This is a genomic window from Lapillicoccus sp., assembly GCF_046595215.1.
Lineage (GTDB): Bacteria > Actinomycetota > Actinomycetes > Actinomycetales > Dermatophilaceae > Lapillicoccus.
Genome location: NZ_JBKJPP010000005.1, coordinates 17,387 through 34,439 on the forward strand (window position 1 = coordinate 17,387; position 17,053 = coordinate 34,439).

Genomic DNA, 17,053 nt, shown 5'->3' on the forward strand with positions numbered 1-17,053 from the left:
GTCGGGGTAACCGGTCCGCGCACCAGGAGGCGGCGGACCGGCCACCACTACCCCTGACCGGGACGGGCGGCCAGGGTGACCTTGATGTCGGTGCGAGCACCTCCACGCAGGACGGTGACCGTCACGGTGTCGCCGACCGTGCGCTCGTGGACCGACGCCACCAGGGCCTCTGACGAGGCGATCGGCTGGCCGTTGACGGCGACGACCGCGTCGTCGACCTTGATCCCGGCGGTGGCCGCGGGGGTGCCGGCGGTCACGACGCGCACGAGGGCGGCGTCACGCTTGGAGCCGTCCTCGGTGACCGTCGTGTCGCTCGAGGACACGCCGAGGAAGGCGTGCTGGGCCGATCCCGTCGCGATCAGCTGGTCCGCGATCGACTTGGCCTCGTTGACCGGGATGGCGAACCCGATACCGATGTTGCCGCCCTGGCTGGCGCCCGAGCCCCCGAGGGACGCGATCGAGGAGTTGATGCCGATGAGCTGGCCGTCGGCAGTGACGAGGGCGCCACCGGAGTTGCCGGGGTTGATCGCCGCCGACGTCTGGACGGCGTTGGTCACGACGGGGTCGCCACCACCTTGGGCGGCCGCCGGGTCGCTCGTCGTCACGGGCCGGTTGAGGGCGCTGACGATGCCGGTCGTGACGGTGCCGGCGAGGCCGAGCGGGTTGCCCACGGCCATGACGGGCTGGCCGACCACGAGCTTCGCGGAGTCGCCGATCGAGATCGGGGTGAGGCCCGTGGGAGGGTTGGCCAGCGCGAGGACGGCCAGGTCCGTCGACGGGTCGGTGCCGACGATCTTGGCGTCATAGGTGCGCCCGTCGCTGAGCGCGACGCTGATCGTCGCGCCGGCGCCCGCCCCGGTGGCGACGTGGTTGTTGGTGAGGATGTGGCCGCTCTTGTCGATGATGACGCCGGAGCCCTGCCCCTGCGCCTGGCGGCTCGCCACGGTGATCGAGACCACGCTCGGGGCGACCGCCTTGGCGGTGGCGGTCCAGTCCGGGTTGGTCCCGTTGGCCTGGATGACCGGCGCCGCGGGGTTCGAGCCACTCGCGATGCCGGAGCTGTTCGAGACGCCGGAGCTGCTCGAGCCCGACGTCGCCGTCGTGCTGCCGGCAGTGGTGAACTTGGTGGCGGCGAAGGTGCCGCCACTGGCAAGGACGGCAGCGAGCACGGCCACCGCGGAGAGCTCGGCGATCCGTCGCCCGGGCCTGGCCCGGGGGGCCGGCGCCGGCGCCGGCGTCAACGGCGCCTGCGGGCCGCCCCAGCCACCGTCACCTCCCACGGGAGCCTGGTGGACCGGCTCGTTCGGGAACGCTCCCGGGATCTCGGTGGTCGGCTGGGCGGACCCGGGAGCCGGCTCGCTGCGGGACTCGGTCGCCGGCACCGCGGTGGACGCGTGGGCGGTCTCCGTCGCGAAGGGGTCGTGACCCTCGGACGGACCGCGCCACGGGGCCGGGTCGCCGTACCACTGGGGGTCTGACGGGGGCGGGGTCTGCACAGCGGTCGCAGCCGCCGACGCCTCCGTGGCCCTCGACGGCTCGGAGGGCTGCTCGACCTTCGAGGTGGTGGGGTGGATCTCCTGCTGGGTCATCTCTGTCTCTCTTCCCCGGGCTGGCGGTGGTGCTCGGTCTGGTCCCTACTAGACCTGTGCAGGGTCAACCCCCGCTAGGCCCCCGCTGTGAACCCGCTGTGGGAGCTCCAGCACGAAGGTCGCCCCGCCGCCGGGGGTCTGGGCCACGCCCACCTTGCCGTGGTGGGCGGTGACGATGGCCGCCACGATGGCCAGACCGAGGCCGTTGCCGCCACCACCGGTGCCCTGCGCCCTGCTGCGTGAGGGGTCGGCGCGATAGAAGCGCTCGAAGACCTGTCGGGCCCGGGCCGGGTCGATGCCGTGCCCGTGGTCGCGCACCTCGACGGTGGCGAACCCGTCATGGTGCCCGACGGCGATCTCGACCGGGCTCCCCGCGGGGGTGTGGTTGAGGGCGTTGGTGACGAGGTTGGTGACGACCTGGCGCAGTCGCTGCTCGTCGCCGGTCACGTGGACGGGGCGCAGCGGACCGCCGATCCCCACGAGCCGCACGTGTCGCTCGGGGGAGAGGACGCGGGCGTCCTGGGTGGCGTCGCCGGCGAGCACGGCGAGGTCGACGTCCTCGAGCCGGAGCGGGCGCTCGCCGTCCAGGCGAGCCAGGACGAGGAGGTCCTCGACGAGGCCGCCCATCCGGGAGGCCTCGCTCTCGATCCGGGAGAAGGCGCCGGAGACGTCCTCCGGCTTGTTCACTGCGCCCTGCCGGTAGAGCTCGGCGTAGCCGCGGACCGTGGCGAGCGGGGTCCGCAGCTCGTGGGAGGCGTCCGCGACGAACTGCCTCATCCGCTCCTCGGAGGCCTCGCGGACGGCGAAGGACTGCTCGATCTGGCTGAGCATGGCGTTGAGCGAGCGGGACAACGACGCCACCTCGTCCCCGGTATGCCGCTCGGGCACCCGCTGGGTGAGGTCACCGGCCGCGATGGCGGCCGCGGTGTCCTCGATCCGGGTCAGCGGGCGGAAGGCCCTGCGGACGGCGAACCACCCGATGACGACACTGGCGAACAGCACCACGAAGCCGATGAGCGCGGCATACGCGAGGACGTTGCGCAGGGTGTCCTGCATCTGACGCAAGGGGACCGCCACGGCATACACCGCGTCCTTGTTCTGGTTGACGCCGGCGATGACCCGCCACTCGAGGTCGTCGTCCCCCGAGATGGTGGGGACGGTGAAGGGGCGGGAGAGCACCACGTCGGGGCTGGAGGAGGTGAGCTGGGGGATGAGTGGCTCGGCGTCGGACTCGGTGGCGGCGTCGGCGACGGTGACGCCGCGTGTGCCGTCGGGCAGGTACAGGCGCACGGTGAAGTTCGGCTGGATCGTCTGGGCACCCTGGGTGCCGTAGGCGACCTCGGCCGCGATCCCGCCGTAGGTGCGCAGCTCGTCGTCGGTGCGGTCGAGGAGATATCTGCTGAGCAGCACGTTGACGATCAGGCCCGAGGCCGCGAGGGCGGCGGCGAGCAGCAGGACCACCACGGCGATCAGCCGGGCCCGCAGGGGCACGGTCTGGAGCCGGTCGCGCGCCCCGCCAGCGAGGCGCGCAGCAGTGCTCACGCGGCAGTGCTCACGCGGTCGGGCTGCCCGGGGGTAGCCGCAGGACGTATCCGACGCCGCGCTTGGTGTGGATCAGGGAGGGCTCGCAGACGTCGATCTTGCGGCGCAGGTAGGAGATGTAGGACTCGACGATGCCCGACTCGCCGCGGAAGTCGTAGTCCCAGACGTGGTCGAGGATCTGCGCCTTCGACAGGACGCGGTTGGGGTTGAGCATGAGATAACGCAGCAGCTTGAACTCGGTGGGGGAGACCTCGATGACCCGCCCGGCGCGACGGACCTCGTGGCTGTCGTCGTCGAGCTCGAGGTCGTGGAAGGTCAGGGTCGCGGTGTTGTCGTCGTCGCCGCGGGTGCGTCGCAGGACCGCACGGATCCGGGCCACGACCTCCTCGAGGCTGAACGGCTTCGTGACGTAGTCGTCGCCGCCCACCGTCAGGCCCTTGATCTTGTCGTCGACGGAGTCGCGGGCCGTGACGAAGACGATCGGCAGCTGGCGGCCGGACTCGCGCAGCCGCCGGGTCACCTCGAACCCGTCCATGTCGGGGAGCATGACGTCGAGCACGACGAGGTCGGGGTTGTGCTCGGACGCGCTCGCGATGGCGCTCTGCCCGTCAGCCGCCACCGACACCTCGAACCCCGCGAACCGCAGGGACGTCGCGAGCAGCTCGCGGATGTTGGGCTCGTCCTCGACGACGAGGAGGGTGGCCTCAGGGGTGCTCGCGGTGTCGGTCACGGCGCCAGTCTGTATGCGCATCCTGTGAGTTTGCTGGGAGCCGTGGCGTGAGCTGGTATGCCGCGCGGCACACAGCCCGCTGGCTCCTGCGTCTCTTCCCCGGGGGCCCGCCGTCTTGACGCCGCATCAAGGCACCTGACTCGGCCTGCAGGGGGCGTCAACCAGCTTGACGCTGCGTCGAGTGGCTGATGCGTGAGAGGGTCAAACAGTCGGTGTCGGCATGGCCTCGCGTGGGGTCTCTTGCGGAGCTAAGGAATGCTTGCCGCGGCCTCGAGGATCGTCCACGCCTGCACTTGCGTCGACATCTCCACCGGCTCGTCGGCGGGCTGGTTGTCGCAGGCTCGCTGCATCGGGTCGGACGAGAAGACGGTGAGCTCTCCGCGGCCCCCGACGTGCCTCAGGTCGCGCCCGGTCCACAGCGCCTCGGCGGTGTCGAGCACGAGCCGCTGCGCCGTGGCCCGTGCCTCGTCGCCGAGCGCAGGATGGGTGGCGGCAAGGGCGAGGTAGCGGGCGAGGATCCCGGTGAAGAGCCCGCCGTCTCCGCCGCCGTGGGTGCGCAGTGGGCGACCTTCTCCCTGCCGGGTGGTGAGGCGGTCCTCGACGGCGGCGATGTTCCCCCGCGCGCGCGCCAGGTCCGTCTCGTCGCCGAGGGCGAGCAGGGCGCCCAGCACCGAGCCCTGGTTGTAGGTGTAGACGTCTCGCACAGCCTGTTCGGCGCCGTCGACCAGACGCACGCCGTCGATGAAGAGGCCGCGGTCATCACTCTCCAGGCGGGCACAGATCCACTCGACGAGGCGGCGAGCGGTCGCGGTTTCGCCGGTCCGGGCGAGGTGGAGGGCCCACGGTGCGGTCGCGGCGACGTTCTTGAAGTCGCGCGTGATGTTCCAGAACAGGCCGCCTCCCAGGTCCTCGGTCATGGCAGACCGCAGCTGTGCCGCGAGTGCGTGCTCCGCCCGACGCAGCCGGCGGTCAGGGTGCTTCCCCCCCAAGGCGTCGTGCAACAGCCGGAGCCGGCCAACGGCAAGAACGAGCCACGCCATGTCGTCGTAGTAGGCGTTGGGAAACCGGGCCCAGTTGCGCCAGCGGATGGTCGCGAGGATGCGGTCGCCGCGCACCGCCAGCTGCCGGGCGGCAGCGATGTTTCCCTGCCGCTGGCGCCGGAGGGCCGCGTCGATGTTCACGTCGAGGTAGTGCGCCTGCCACCAGTAGTGCCATGGCCCACCGAGTCGGGCGGGCGCGGGGGATGCCACCTGCGCGATGTGCGTGCGGGGAATCCCGAGCAGCCGGCCGCCGAAGAACGAGACAACTGAGTGTTCGGCCTCGGCTGCTCGTGCCTCGAAGCTGTGGGAGACGTGCAGGTCTGCGTCCTCCCCACCGTCGGGCTCCAGCGCCACTATGTGCCTCGTGCCCATTGCGTGAGTCGACACCGGACATTCGTCCGCGAAAACCGCCGTGGATGCTGACGACACCGGAGCAGTCTGACCGTGGACGACCCAACGGTCCGGGTCTCGCTCAGCTCCTCGAACGCCACCGCATCGACCGCCACCGCATCGACCACCACCGCGTCCTCCCCCATCGCCATCTGGCAAGCCTCTCCCCGCTGATCCGACCGCGCAAGACGGCCGCTGTGCCGCGCCGACGCGATCGCCATGGAGTCGCAGCACGAGACCGCCAGCCTCGATCGGCTGGAACGGGCAGCCGCTCTCAACTGACGGGTTCCCTACCCCCTCGGTGCGGTCAGGAGGCTGACTGCGAAGCTGCGCATCTGTCGCGGACCGGGCAGCCAGCCCCTCGGCGCACCTCCACCTCCACAGGCAAGCAGCCACCACGGCTGAGCGAAATGTCCCTGAAGATCACCGGCATCACCAGCAGATGCGGGCTGTGCCGACACCGCATGGGGCTCTCGGCCGCGAAGGCGTGTGCGACCAGGGCTACGGTCCGCTGGGGTGCGCCCGGATCCGTCGCGCTACCACTCACCCCGGCAGGGCGCGAACGGCATACGAGGTGGGGCTCAGACCGGCAGGTCGTCCGCGTCGACGATGCGGTAGGCGTAGCCCTGCTCGGCCAGGAAGCGCTGCCGGTGGGCGGCGAAGTCCGCGTCGACGGTGTCCCGGGCGACCACGGTGTAGAAGTGCGCCGTGCGGCCGTCACCCTTGGGGCGCAGGACGCGGCCGAGACGCTGGGCCTCCTCCTGACGGGAGCCGAAGGTGCCGGAGACCTGGATCGCGACGCTCGCCTCGGGCAGGTCGATCGAGAAGTTCGCGACCTTGCTGACGACGAGCAGGTCGATCTCGCCGACCCGGAAGGCCTGGTAGAGCTTCTGACGCACGGCCACCGACGTCTCGCCGGTGATGACCTCGGCGCCGAGGCGTTCGGAGAGGCCCTGGAGCTGGTCGAGGTACTGGCCGATGACGAGGGTGGGCTCGCCGCGGTGCTTGGCGACGAGCTGCTCGACGACGGCGTCCTTGGCGTCGCTGCACGACGCGAGGCGGTAACGCTCCTCCGGCTCGGCCATGGCGTAGGCCATCCGCTGACCGTCCGGCAGGGAGACCCGCACCTCGACGCAGTCGGCCGGCGCGATGTAGCCCTGCGCCTCGATGTCCTTCCAAGGGGCGTCGTAGCGCTTGGGACCGATGAGCGAGAAGACGTCGCCCTCACGGCCGTCCTCACGCACCAGCGTGGCCGTCAGACCGAGTCGGCGGCGGGCCTGCAGGTCGGCGGTCATCCGGAAGATCGGTGCGGGCAGGAGGTGGACCTCGTCGTAGAGCACGAGTCCCCAGTCGCGGGCGTCGAGCAGGTCGAGGTGGGTGTAGACGCCCTTGCGCTTGGTCGTGAGGACCTGGTAGGTCGCGATCGTGACCGGCCGGATCTCCTTGCGGGCGCCCGAGTACTCACCGATCTCGTCCTCGGTCAGCGAGGTGCGTCGCAGCAGCTCGTCCTTCCACTGCCGGGCCGAGACGGTGTTGGTCACGAGGATGAGGGTGGTGGCCTTGGCGGCGGCCATCGCCCCGGCCCCGACGAGGGTCTTGCCGGCGCCGCAGGGCAGGACGACGACGCCTGACCCGCCGTACCAGAACCCGTCGATCGCCTGCTGCTGATAGGGCCGCAGGCTCCACCCGCTCAGGTCGAGCTCGATCGGGTGGGCCTCGCCGTCGACGTATCCGGCGAGGTCCTCCGCGGGCCAGCCGACCTTGAGGAGCTCCTGCTTGAGGTGACCGCGCTCGGACGGGTGCACCGCGACGGTGAGGTCGTCGACCCGCACGCCGAGCAGTGGCTGGATCTTCTTGTGCCGCAGGATCTCCTCGAGCACGGGCCGGTCCGTGGTGTGGAGCGTCAGCCCGTGAGAGGGGTGCTTCTCGAGGGAGAGGCGGCCGTAGCGGGCCATCGTGTCGGCGATGTCGATGAGCAGGGCCTGCGGTACGGCATACCGGGAGTGCGTCAGCAGGGCGTTGACGACCTGCTCGGCGTCGTGGCCGGCCGCGCGGGCGTTCCACAGACCGAGCGGGGTGATCCGGTAGGTGTGGACGTGCTCGGGCGCCCGTTCGAGCTCCGCGAACGGCGCGATGTCGCGGCGTGCGGCCTGGGAACCCGGGTGGTCGATCTCGAGGAGCAGGGTCTTGTCGCTCTGGACGATGAGGGGGCCGTCAGTCATGATGTCGGGTCAACGGTGGCGGCCGGACGCTTTGTTCCATTCACCGGTTGTTGGAGGCCCAGATGTAGAACGGGATGAGCACGAGCATCCCGATCGCGACGTTGACGCCGAGGACGATCCACCCGATCGTCGTCCGCCGGGCCGCGGCCGGCGGGTCGGTGCGGTGCCGGTGCCAGGCGAGCGCGGCGATGACGGCGCTGGGGATGCCGATGATCCCGGTGAGGACCACGCCCAGGACGGACAGTACGAGCAGGACGGCGGTGTTGCGGGGGAAACCCACCGCGACGGCGGCGGACCCGGCATACGGCTGCTGGGGCGAGCCGCCTTGCTGCGGATGGCCGTCGCCGTACGGCGGGGAGTTGAAGCCGCCCTGGGGCCACGGCGAGCTGCCGGGCGCGGCGCCGAAGGACGACTCGGGCGACAGGTCCGGCCGGCGCCGCTGCTCGGGCGGGGTCTCACTCATCGCTGGGTGGACCTGGAGGTGAGCGCGACGGCCCAGATGACCCAGAAGACCACGACGAGCACAGCGAGCACGCCGAAGGTGATCCACCCCGCCCGCAGCACCCGGTTGGCACCCGCGCCGTCGCGCGCTCCCTTGGCCAGCGCGACGATCGACATCACGAGGCTGGGGATGCCCAGGCCGCAGCCGAACAGGGTCATGAGCGCAGAGAGGACGACCAGCGTCACGGCCGAGCCGGTCCGGGGGGCCACGGGGGAGAAGTAGGGCCCGCCCGCGCCCGGACCATTCGGAGGCCCGTCCCAGCCGGGGTAGGGCTGGGAGGGGTACGCCTGGGAGGGGTAGGGCTGGGAGGGGTAGGGCTGGCCCGGGTATGCCGGGCCGGCGGCCGGCGGGTAGGGCGGAGGCACCGGGGCGTCCTGGGGGCTGCCGCCGCGGCGGGGTTCGCCGGTGTGCCGCGCGGAGTCGTCCCCACTCGGGTCCGTCCAGTTCGTGCTCATGATGCGTCCCCCGTGGCGACCGCTCGACGACCTGCTGGTGGTTGTGGGGCGTCTGCCCCCGGGTGGAAATCTACCGCCCGGGGCGACCGGCGGGCGCGGCTGCGAGGATGTCGCCGGGAGGCGTGATGAGAACACCGCAGGTCGAGCCAGCGCAGGGGCTGCCCGCACGCGTGACGATCTACGAGGTCGGACCGCGGGACGGGCTGCAGAACGAGACGTCCGTCGTCGCCACCGACGTCAAGGTCGAGTTCGTCCGGCGGCTCGCGGCGGCCGGGCTGCCGATCATTGAGACGACGTCCTTCGTCCCGGCGACGTGGGTGCCGCAGCTCGGCGACGCGACGCAGGTGCTGGCCGCGCTCGGCGCCGAGGGCGTGGGACGCAACCGCCCGGTCCTCGTCCCCAACGAGCGTGGGCTCGACCGCGCCCTCGAGTCCGGGGTCCAGGCGATTGCGATCTTCGGCAGCGCCACGGAGACGTTTGCCCGCCGCAACCTCAACCGCAGCGTCGACGAGTCGGTGGCGATGTTCGCCCCCGTCGTCGAGCGGGCCAGGGAGGCCGGGCTCTGGGTCCGCGGCTATGTCTCGATGTGCTTCGGCGACCCGTGGGAGGGCGACGTGCCGGTGCCGCAGGTGGTCGACGTCGCGGTCCGGCTCATGGACCTCGGCTGCGACCAGCTCAGCCTCGGCGACACCATCGGCACCGGAACGACCGGACACGTGCACACGCTGCTGGAAGCGTTGGGGCGCCAAGAGATCCGGCCGGACCGCATTGGCGTGCACTTCCACGACACCTACGGTCAGGCGCTCGCCAACACCCTCGCGGCGCTGGCCGACGGTGTGAGCGTCGTCGACGCCGCCGCGGGTGGGCTCGGCGGCTGTCCCTACGCCGGGAGCGCGACCGGCAACCTTGCGACCGAGGACCTCGTGTGGGCCCTGCACGGGGCCGGCGTCGAGACCGGGGTCGACCTCGACGCCCTCGTCGAGACGAGTGCCTGGATGGCCGGGCAGCTCGGTCGGCCGTCCCCGTCCCGCGTCGTCACGGCCCTCGCAGCACGGTGATCCCGGTGTCGGGCAACGCGATCGGGGCGCCCGGTCAGACCGGGGCCACCCCGGTGATCCGGTGGATCGAGAAGGCCCGTTCGTCGGTGCTGTCCGAGAGGGCACCGAAGGCCCGACCGCCCTCCACCCGCACGGGATAGAAGAGGAGCTTCGTGGTCCGCCCGGTCGGGTCGGCATAACCGATCCACACCCCGTGCCGGTCGGCCGCCGCGTCGCGCAACGCCGAGAGGGTGACCGTCGGGTCCGTGGGGAGCAGCCGCGGCTTGCCGTCGCGGGTGTCCTGGGCCCGGAGGAAGTCGGCGGAGTCCTCCGCGGCGCGAAGTCCCTCGACGAGGGACGCCGTGAAGGACGCGTCGACCGTCGTCACCGCCGGGGCCGCCGCCGCCCGGCGCCCGGAGGCGCGCCGCTGGGCGGTCACCGCCACGACGACGGAGCCGTCCGGTCCCTCCTGCACCGGCGCATATCCGCTCTCGCGCAACAGCTCCAGCAGCACGAGGGGGTCGGCGGGGGAGACGAGGACCGTCGGCGCGAGCCGGCGCAGCTGGATGGACGAGAGCGACCGGTCGGCCACCATCGCCTCGAGGACCGCCTCGTCGTCGCTGCGGATGTATGCCGTGGCCGCGCCGACCCGGGTCTGGCCGTGCCGACGCCCGACGTCCCGGACGAGGTACTCCACCGGCTGGGGCACCCCGGTGCGGCTGGAGCGGCGCAGCGACTCGACGAGCTCGTCGGCGGTCCACCCGGTGTCGAGCGCCCGGCGGACCGAGGCGGGCGTGAAGCGGTAGACCGTGGCGCCGCCCCGGGACTCGACCTCGGCGCTGAGCCGCATCAGCTGGGCCAGGCTGCCCTCGAGGGGACCGGGGGCAATCGCGGTGAGGTCGGCCTGCATCAGGACGTGGTCGACCGGCGACGGCAGGTGAGCCGACATGAGGCGGGCGAGGTCCGGGCCCTCGGCGCCGTCGAGGAGTGAGCGTCCCGCGCTCGAGAGGGCGCCGCGGCCGGTCACCCCGAGCCACTCCGCCTCGCGCAGCACACCGACTGCGGCCTCACCGAGCAGCCGTGCGTTGCGCAGGGGGCGTCGCCACAGCAGCCGCTCGACGAGGGAGTCGGTCGCCCCGGCACACCCGGGCTCGAGCTGGCCGAGCTCGGTGAGGACCTCGGTGCGGATGGCGCGGATCGGTGGCCAGTGGATGTCCGGCCCGAGGGCGTTTGCCGGGGAAGGGCCGCCCGACGGCTTGGTGCCCACGAGGTGCGCGGCCCGCGTCGAGGCCCGCCAGGCGGTGACCAGTCTGGCCCAGCGGGCGCCGGCGTCGTGACCGAGCCACTCGTCGAAGGCCGCCGTCGGCGCCCACACCGGCACGAGCTCGCCGTCGTCGGCGACGAGGCCGGCGGCATGCACGAGCTCGACGATCCACGCCGCGCGGTCGGGTTCGAGATCCAGCTCCTCGGTCAGGCGGCGCAGGTCGCGGACCGACAGGCCGCCGGTGCGCAGAACCCGGGGGGGTTCGGGTCCCCACCGTTCGGCGACCTCCTCGACGAGGGCGAGGAGGTCGCTCACCTGGCCGCCGGCGGCGGCGTCGACCGCGTCGAGCCCGACGTCGGAGGTGGTGGCGTCGGGCGGCGTGAGCCGGACCTCGCGGTGGATCCGCCCGTCCCGCAGCGCCAGACCCACCTCCCGCGGCAGGACGACCCGGTCGCCAGACACCGCGGCGACGAGCTGGTGCTCGAGCAGCCAGCGTGCGGAGGTCGAGCCGGGCCCGGTGGGGCTCAGCACCCCCAGCGGCGGGCCCCAGGCCAGCTTGTCGAGGATGGCCCGGGCACCGGCCGGGGCCGAGTCGATGAGGGCGCGCAGCTGCGCAGGGTCGCCCAACGACGAGGGCACGCTGCCGCGCAGCTCGGCCGTCGTCGGGCCGAGCCCGGCCGGATGCGCCCCCAGGACCTCGGGCACCGTCCGCACGACGTGGAGCCCGTCGGCGCCGCGCCACAGCAGCGCGAGCTCCGCCAGCCGGTCGAGGAAGGGCTGCACGTCGACCTCGACCCCGAGCAGGCGGGAGACCCCCGCCGGGTCGGCCCCGTCGCCGGCGACGATGACCGCCTCCAACACCTGGATCTGCGCGCGGTCAAGGGTCTCGATGCAGCGCTGGACGCTGGCCCTGGTGCTGGCCCGGGCCGCGAGTGACGTGAGGTCGGCAGGTGCCGGCCGCGCCAGGTCGGGTCGACCGAGGACGAGACGGGTCAGCTCGGCGTCGGTGCGGCCCCGGATGTCGTCGGCCAGGCTCCGGGCGGCGTTCGGCGCCGCGGTGGTCGGGAGTCTGGGGGGCATGGGTCAACCGTAATCGCCTCGTCGCGGCCCGGGTGACGCCTTCGGCCCGGGCGCCGCCGGCCGACGCGGGCACGACGGTCGAGGCCGCGGGCACGACGGTGACGCCGCGGCCCTACGGTGGATGTCGTGAGCTCCGGTCCCGAGTCCCCAGCCCGGCCCAGCGGCGTCCAGTGGACGATCCGACGCGGCGGGTGCGAGGTCGTCGTCGTCGAGGTCGGCGGCGGCATCCGCACCTTTACCCGGGGTGGGCTCGACATCATGGCCGGCTATCCCGCCGGCGACATGGCGACCGCCGGACGCGGTCAGCAGCTCATCCCGTGGCCGAACCGTCTCCGGGACGGCCGCTACGACGTCGACGGCGCCGGCCACGAGCTCCCCCTCACCGAGCCGACCCGGCACAACGCGAGCCACGGCCTCGTCCGCTGGGCTGCCTGGATCCTCGCCGAGCAGACCGGCGACAGCGTCACGCTGGCCCACCGGCTCCACCCTCAGCCGGGGTGGTCGTGGCTGCTCGACCTGTCGACGCGCTACGTCCTCACTGACGAGGGCCTCACCGTGACGACCACGGCCCGCAACGTCGGCACCACCCGGGCGCCCTACGGCTACGGCGCCCACCCCTATGTCTCGGTCGGCGACGTCCCGCTCGCCGACCTGTCGCTGACCGTCCCCGGGGGCCGCTACCTCGAGGTCGACCCCGAGCGGCTCCTGCCGGTGGCGACGCACCCGAGCGCCGGCACGGCATACGACTTCACGCTGGCGCGAGCCATGGGTGACACCGCCCTCGACACCGCCTTCACCGACCTGCAGCGCGGCGACGACGGGCGCTGGGAGGTCACCGTGGGTGGTCTGCCCGGCGGCGACGTCACAGTGTGGGGCGACCGGGCCTACCCCTGGCTGCAGGTCTACACCGGGCGCGCCACCTCGGCGACGGAGGGGAGCAACGGCATCGCGGTCGAGCCGATGACCTGCCCGCCCGACGCGTTCAACTCGGGGCAGGACCTGCTCCTCATCGACCCAGGGCAGGCGCACACCGGCACGTGGGGGATCCGTGTCGCGCGGTGAAAGCGGGGTAATACCTGCTTGCGCAGGGCCGTTAGGCTGAGGTGTTGCGCAACGAGCGCCCGTGGGTCGTGCCCACGACAGGACCGAGAGCAAGAGGTGGACCCATGCCGACTGGCAAGGTCAAGTGGTACGACACGGAGAAGGGCTTCGGCTTCCTCTCCGACGACGAGGGCGCCGACGTGTTCCTGCACGCCAACGCGCTCCCCGAGGGGATCACCGCCCTCAAGGGGGGCACCCGCGTCGAGTTCGGGGTCGTCGAGGGCCGCCGCGGCGCCCAGGCCCTGTCGGTCCGTGTCCTCGACCCCACCCCGTCCATCGCCGCTTCGCAACGGGCTGCCCACCGCAAGCCGGCCGAGGACATGGTCGTCATCGTCGAGGACGTCATCGCGCTCCTCGACAACGTCTCGAACACGCTGCGCCGCGGCAAGTACCCCGAGAAGGACGCTGCGGGCAAGGTCGCCCAGGTGCTCCGGGCCGTTGCCGCCGACCTGGAGGGCTGACATGGCTGCCGACGTCAAGACCGACCCGACCCTGCTCGCGGCGAGCGACCTCGCCCGCACCGCGCTGCTGGAGATCGCCGAGCCGGGCTCCGTCGGCGCCCACCTTGAGATGCTGATGGACGCCGAGCGGCTCGGCACGCACTACTTCGAGTGCGCCTCGCTCGGCTTCCGCGGCTGGCGCTGGGCGGTCAGCGTCGCGCGCGCCCCTCGCCAGAAGTCCGCCACGGTCTGCGAGACCAACCTCGTGCCCGGCGCCGGGTCGGTCCTGTCTCCCCAGTGGCTCCCGTATGCCGAGCGGCTGGCTCCCGGTGACCTCGGGGCCGGCGACGTGCTGCCCTACAAGGACGACGACTCCTACCTCGAGCCCGGCTTCGAGGCGACCGGCGACGAGGACGTGGACCAGGTCGGGTTCGTCGAGCTCGGGCTCGGGCGCAAGCGGGTCCTGTCCGCCGAGGGTCGCGAGGTCGCGGCCCAGCGGTGGTACGAGGGCGAGCACGGACCGACCGCCGCAGTGGCCGAGAAGACTCCCGACGCGTGCGCGACCTGTGGCTACTTCGTGCCCATGGCCGGTGCGCTGCGGGCGGTCTTCGGGGTCTGCGCCAACGAGTGGTCGCCCTCTGACGGCACGGTCGTCAGCCTCGACCACGGTTGCGGCGCCCACAGCGAGAGCGACGTCCCGTCGGCCCCGCCGGAGCAGATCGGGACGCCGATCGTCGACGAGTTCGCGGTGGACCTGCTCGTCTGAGCGCCCTTTTCGTGGACGGGCCTGTTCAGGCGTCGGCGGCGTTGCCGCGGCCCCGGCGCAGGTAGGTCCAGCCGATCCCGCCGAGGACGATGCCGGCCGCGCAGCACCACGGCCACCACCAGCGCGGGCCGCCGTGCAGGGTCGGGACCGCGAGGGTGAGCACCAGGGCGAGCGCCCAGGCGGCGACACCCCACTCCACGATGCGCAGCATGGGCAGCGCGAGCGCCTCGACCGGCTGACGCTCCGACTGCTCCCCCTGCTGCTCGCTCACCGGCCCAGCCTATGCGCTGGCCGCTGCTGCCCCGGGCTCGCGGCGCGCGCGCAACGACGCCGAAACACCCGGGCGCTAGCCTCTGCGCCATGTCGAAAATTTCCACTGCCCCGGCGCCACGCGGCGCCGCCGGGAGCTCTCTGGACCGGTTCTTCTCCATCACCCAGCGCGGTTCGAGCGTCGGCCGGGAGGTCCGAGGTGGTCTGGTCACGTTCTTCACGATGGCCTACATCGTCGTGCTCAACCCGCTGATCATCGGCACCCAGGCCGACAGCACCGGCGGGTTCCTCGGGGGAGGGGACATCGGCCGGGCCAAGCTGCTCGTCGCGGCGGCCACTGCCCTCGTCGCGGGCGTCATGACGATCCTCATGGGGATGGTCGCCAACTACCCCCTTGCCCTGGCGACGGGTCTCGGGCTGAACGCCTTCGTGGCGTTCGGGATCGCGAAGCTGCCGCAGATGACCTGGGCCGACGCGATGGGCCTCGTGGTCCTCGAGGGCATCGTCATCACGATCCTGGTGCTGACCGGCTTCCGGACCGCGGTGCTCAAGGCGGTGCCGGCCCAACTGAAGACGGCGATCTCCGTCGGCATCGGCCTCTTCATCACCATCATCGGGCTGGTCGACGCCGGGGTCGTGCGCAAGCCCGCCGGGCCGACCCCGGTCGAGCTCGGCATCGGCGGCTTCCTCAACGGCTGGCCGATGGTCGTCTTCATCGTCGGGCTGCTGTCCATCATCGCGATGATCGTGCTCAAGGTGAAGGGCGCGATCCTCTACGGCATCGTCGGCGCCACCGTCCTCGCGATCGTCGTCGAGGCGGTCTTCAGGGTCGGCAGCCAGAGCGATGCGACGGGCAAGGTCGTCAACCCCGCCGGCTGGGGGCTCAACGTGCCGGCCCTGCCGTCGCAGATCCTCGACGTGCCCGACTTCGGGCTGCTCGGGCACTTCAGCCTCTTCGGGTCGTTCAGCAAGATCGGCATCATCGCGGCCTGCCTGCTCGTCTTCACCCTGATGCTCGCCGACTTCTTCGACACGATGGGCACGATGGTCGCCATCGGCGCCGAGGCCGGCCTGCTCGACGAGGAGGGCAACCCGCCGCACTCCGAGCGCATCCTCGTCGTCGACTCGCTCGCCGCGATCGCCGGCGGCGTGGGCAGCGTCAGCAGCAACACGGCATACATCGAGTCCGCCTCGGGGGTCGGGGAGGGGGCCCGCACCGGCCTGGCGTCCGTCGTCACCGGGGTGCTCTTCCTCTTCGCCACCTTCCTCGCGCCGCTCGTGTCGATCGTTCCCTACGAGGCGGCGACCCCGGCCCTCGTCGTTGTCGGCTTCCTGATGATGCAGCAGGTCAAGGGCATCGACTGGGACGATCTCGAGATCGCCATCCCGGCGTTCCTCACCATCGTCCTCATGCCGTTCACCTACTCGATCACGGTCGGCATCGGCGCGGGCTTCGTCACCTACGTCTTCCTCAAGCTGGTCCGGCGCAAGACGTCGGCCATCCACCCGTTGATGTGGCTCGTCGCCGCCCTGTTCGTCGTCTACTTCGCGATCGACCCGCTCAAGGGACTGCTCGGCGTCTCCTGACGCGGCCCAGACCCAGGCCACGGCCCCCGGGTATGCCGGGTGCCCACCTCCCACGGTGGGCATCCGGCATACCTGCGTCCGGGCGCCGGAGGCCGCCCCGAATGTCGTTAGCACAGGTAATGAGTTATGCTAACGATCGATGCCTACGAAACCCCACACCATCTCGGCGCAGGAGCTCGCCCACATGGCGAGCGACCTGCGCCTCGCCTGCATGCGGATCAGCCGGCGGGTGCGCTTCGAGTCCAGTCACGACGTGGCCCCGCACCAGTTCTCCGTCCTCTGCCGGCTCGAGGACGCCCCGCGCACCCCGGGCGAGCTCGCCGAGCTCGAGCGGGTCGCCAAGCCGAGCATGACCCGCACGGTCGCCGCGCTCGTGGAGCGGAAGCTCGTCTCGCGCCAGGACGACCCCAGCGACGGTCGTCAGGTGATCCTCTCCCTGACCGACGACGGCCGCCGGACGCTTCGGGCAATCCGGCGCAGGCGCGACGCCTGGATGTCCAGCCGCGTCTCGGTGCTCACCCCCGAGGAGCAGGAGGTCCTCACGCGGGCCACCGAGATCCTGACCCGGGTAGCCGGCGAATGAGCCCGACCTTCTCCTCCCTCTCGATCCGCAACTACCGCATCTACGCCGCCGGCTCCCTCCTCTCCAACACCGGCACGTGGATGGGCAGGGTCGCGCAGGACTGGCTCGTCCTGACCCAGCTCACCAACCACTCCTCCACGGCGCTCGGTGCCGTGACCGGGCTGCAGTTCCTGCCGTTCCTGCTGCTGGCGCCCGTGACAGGGATGATCGCCGACAGGTTCAGCAAACGGCGCATCCTCCTGATCACCCAGTCGTTCCTGGCCCTGTCGGCCTTGCTCCTCGCAGCCCTGGTGCTGAGCGGCACCGTCGCGCTCTGGCACGTCTACGTCCTCGCCTTTCTCCAGGGCATCGCCACCGCCGTCGACAACCCGGCCCGACAGACCTTCGTCTCCGAGATGGTCCCGCGCGAGTCCCTCAGCAACGCGGTGTCCCTCAACAGTGCGTCGTTCAACGCC

16 protein-coding genes are annotated in these 17,053 nt (G+C 72.0%); 7 read left to right on the forward strand and 9 right to left on the reverse strand.

Annotation, left to right across the window (positions count from 1 at the left end; translation table 11 throughout):
• Positions 1 to 47 precede the first annotated feature (47 nt).
• The 7 genes from ACLL9L_RS00300 to ACLL9L_RS00330 form a co-directional block, all read right to left on the reverse strand.
• The gene (locus ACLL9L_RS00300) at positions 48 to 1,589 is read right to left on the reverse strand and encodes a S1C family serine protease (protein ID WP_411282641.1); all 1,542 of its coding nucleotides are present in this window, start codon (positions 1,587 to 1,589) and stop codon (positions 48 to 50) included.
• Positions 1,590 to 1,637: 48 nt separating this feature from the next.
• Entirely contained in the window at positions 1,638 to 3,131 is a 1,494-nt protein-coding gene (locus ACLL9L_RS00305; protein ID WP_411282642.1) for a sensor histidine kinase, read from the reverse strand.
• Between the two features lie 10 nt (positions 3,132 to 3,141).
• Entirely contained in the window at positions 3,142 to 3,861 is a 720-nt protein-coding gene (locus tag ACLL9L_RS00310) for a response regulator transcription factor (protein ID WP_411282643.1), read from the reverse strand.
• A 248-nt stretch (positions 3,862 to 4,109) separates the two neighbouring features.
• Complete coding sequence (locus tag ACLL9L_RS00315) at positions 4,110 to 5,273, reverse strand: glycoside hydrolase family 76 protein (protein WP_411282644.1); 1,164 nt, start codon at positions 5,271 to 5,273, stop codon at positions 4,110 to 4,112.
• A gap of 599 nt (positions 5,274 to 5,872) precedes the next feature.
• On the reverse strand, positions 5,873 to 7,513 hold the full coding sequence (locus tag ACLL9L_RS00320; RefSeq protein ID WP_411282645.1) for a DNA repair helicase XPB: 1,641 nt from the start codon (positions 7,511 to 7,513) through the stop codon (positions 5,873 to 5,875).
• A gap of 40 nt (positions 7,514 to 7,553) precedes the next feature.
• Positions 7,554 to 7,976: a hypothetical protein gene (locus ACLL9L_RS00325; RefSeq protein ID WP_411282646.1), complete on the reverse strand. Its 423-nt coding sequence runs from the start codon at positions 7,974 to 7,976 to the stop codon at positions 7,554 to 7,556.
• A complete protein-coding gene (locus ACLL9L_RS00330; protein WP_411282647.1) occupies positions 7,973 to 8,470 on the reverse strand; it encodes a hypothetical protein in 498 nt (165 codons plus the stop codon). Before ACLL9L_RS00330 ends, ACLL9L_RS00325 begins: the two co-directional genes overlap by 4 nt.
• A gap of 125 nt (positions 8,471 to 8,595) precedes the next feature.
• Here ACLL9L_RS00330 and ACLL9L_RS00335 point away from each other — a divergent pair, with 125 nt between their 5' ends.
• On the forward strand, positions 8,596 to 9,528 hold the full coding sequence (locus tag ACLL9L_RS00335) for a hydroxymethylglutaryl-CoA lyase (protein WP_411282648.1): 933 nt from the start codon (positions 8,596 to 8,598) through the stop codon (positions 9,526 to 9,528).
• Between the two features lie 34 nt (positions 9,529 to 9,562).
• Here the strand turns inward: ACLL9L_RS00335 and ACLL9L_RS00340 are convergent, their stop codons facing one another.
• The gene (locus tag ACLL9L_RS00340; RefSeq protein WP_411282649.1) at positions 9,563 to 11,851 is read right to left on the reverse strand and encodes a helicase-associated domain-containing protein; all 2,289 of its coding nucleotides are present in this window, start codon (positions 11,849 to 11,851) and stop codon (positions 9,563 to 9,565) included.
• A 126-nt stretch (positions 11,852 to 11,977) separates the two neighbouring features.
• On the opposite strand from ACLL9L_RS00340, the gene ACLL9L_RS00345 reads away from it, so the two are divergent.
• From ACLL9L_RS00345 to ACLL9L_RS00355, 3 genes are all read left to right on the forward strand, one after another.
• Positions 11,978 to 12,913, forward strand: coding sequence for an aldose 1-epimerase family protein (locus ACLL9L_RS00345; protein WP_411282650.1), 936 nt, complete (start codon positions 11,978 to 11,980; stop codon positions 12,911 to 12,913).
• Between the two features lie 104 nt (positions 12,914 to 13,017).
• Complete coding sequence (locus ACLL9L_RS00350) at positions 13,018 to 13,413, forward strand: cold-shock protein (RefSeq protein WP_411282651.1); 396 nt, start codon at positions 13,018 to 13,020, stop codon at positions 13,411 to 13,413.
• 1 nt (position 13,414) lies between these two features.
• Positions 13,415 to 14,158: a DUF3027 domain-containing protein gene (locus ACLL9L_RS00355; protein WP_411282652.1), complete on the forward strand. Its 744-nt coding sequence runs from the start codon at positions 13,415 to 13,417 to the stop codon at positions 14,156 to 14,158.
• 25 nt (positions 14,159 to 14,183) lie between these two features.
• Here ACLL9L_RS00355 and ACLL9L_RS00360 read toward each other — a convergent pair whose 3' ends face one another.
• Positions 14,184 to 14,429: a DUF2530 domain-containing protein gene (locus ACLL9L_RS00360; protein WP_411282653.1), complete on the reverse strand. Its 246-nt coding sequence runs from the start codon at positions 14,427 to 14,429 to the stop codon at positions 14,184 to 14,186.
• A gap of 89 nt (positions 14,430 to 14,518) precedes the next feature.
• Between ACLL9L_RS00360 and ACLL9L_RS00365 the strand changes: the two genes are divergently transcribed.
• The 3 genes from ACLL9L_RS00365 to ACLL9L_RS00375 all read left to right on the forward strand — a co-directional run.
• Positions 14,519 to 16,015 (forward strand): NCS2 family permease, encoded by a 1,497-nt coding sequence (locus tag ACLL9L_RS00365; RefSeq protein WP_411282654.1) that lies wholly within the window; start codon positions 14,519 to 14,521, stop codon positions 16,013 to 16,015.
• Positions 16,016 to 16,154: 139 nt separating this feature from the next.
• A complete protein-coding gene (locus ACLL9L_RS00370) occupies positions 16,155 to 16,598 on the forward strand; it encodes a MarR family winged helix-turn-helix transcriptional regulator (protein ID WP_411282655.1) in 444 nt (147 codons plus the stop codon).
• On the forward strand, positions 16,595 to 17,053 hold a 459-nt coding region (locus ACLL9L_RS00375), incomplete at its 3' end, for an MFS transporter (protein WP_411282656.1). The genes ACLL9L_RS00370 and ACLL9L_RS00375, both read left to right, overlap by 4 nt.

Bases quoted from the DNA above. Each gene is read 5' to 3' on its own strand.
- ACLL9L_RS00300 (WP_411282641.1), bottom strand. From the start codon at position 1,589: ATGACCCAGCAGGAGATCCACCCCACCACCTCGAAGGTCGAGCAGCCC.
- ACLL9L_RS00315 (WP_411282644.1), bottom strand. From the start codon at position 5,273: ATGGGCACGAGGCACATAGTGGCGCTGGAGCCCGACGGTGGGGAGGAC.
- ACLL9L_RS00320 (WP_411282645.1), bottom strand. From the start codon at position 7,513: ATGACTGACGGCCCCCTCATCGTCCAGAGCGACAAGACCCTGCTCCTC.
- ACLL9L_RS00325 (WP_411282646.1), bottom strand. From the start codon at position 7,976: ATGAGTGAGACCCCGCCCGAGCAGCGGCGCCGGCCGGACCTGTCGCCC.
- ACLL9L_RS00330 (WP_411282647.1), bottom strand. From the start codon at position 8,470: ATGAGCACGAACTGGACGGACCCGAGTGGGGACGACTCCGCGCGGCAC.
- ACLL9L_RS00335 (WP_411282648.1), top strand. From the start codon at position 8,596: ATGAGAACACCGCAGGTCGAGCCAGCGCAGGGGCTGCCCGCACGCGTG.
- ACLL9L_RS00340 (WP_411282649.1), bottom strand. From the start codon at position 11,851: ATGCCCCCCAGACTCCCGACCACCGCGGCGCCGAACGCCGCCCGGAGC.
- ACLL9L_RS00350 (WP_411282651.1), top strand. From the start codon at position 13,018: ATGCCGACTGGCAAGGTCAAGTGGTACGACACGGAGAAGGGCTTCGGC.
- ACLL9L_RS00355 (WP_411282652.1), top strand. From the start codon at position 13,415: ATGGCTGCCGACGTCAAGACCGACCCGACCCTGCTCGCGGCGAGCGAC.
- ACLL9L_RS00365 (WP_411282654.1), top strand. From the start codon at position 14,519: ATGTCGAAAATTTCCACTGCCCCGGCGCCACGCGGCGCCGCCGGGAGC.
- ACLL9L_RS00370 (WP_411282655.1), top strand. From the start codon at position 16,155: ATGCCTACGAAACCCCACACCATCTCGGCGCAGGAGCTCGCCCACATG.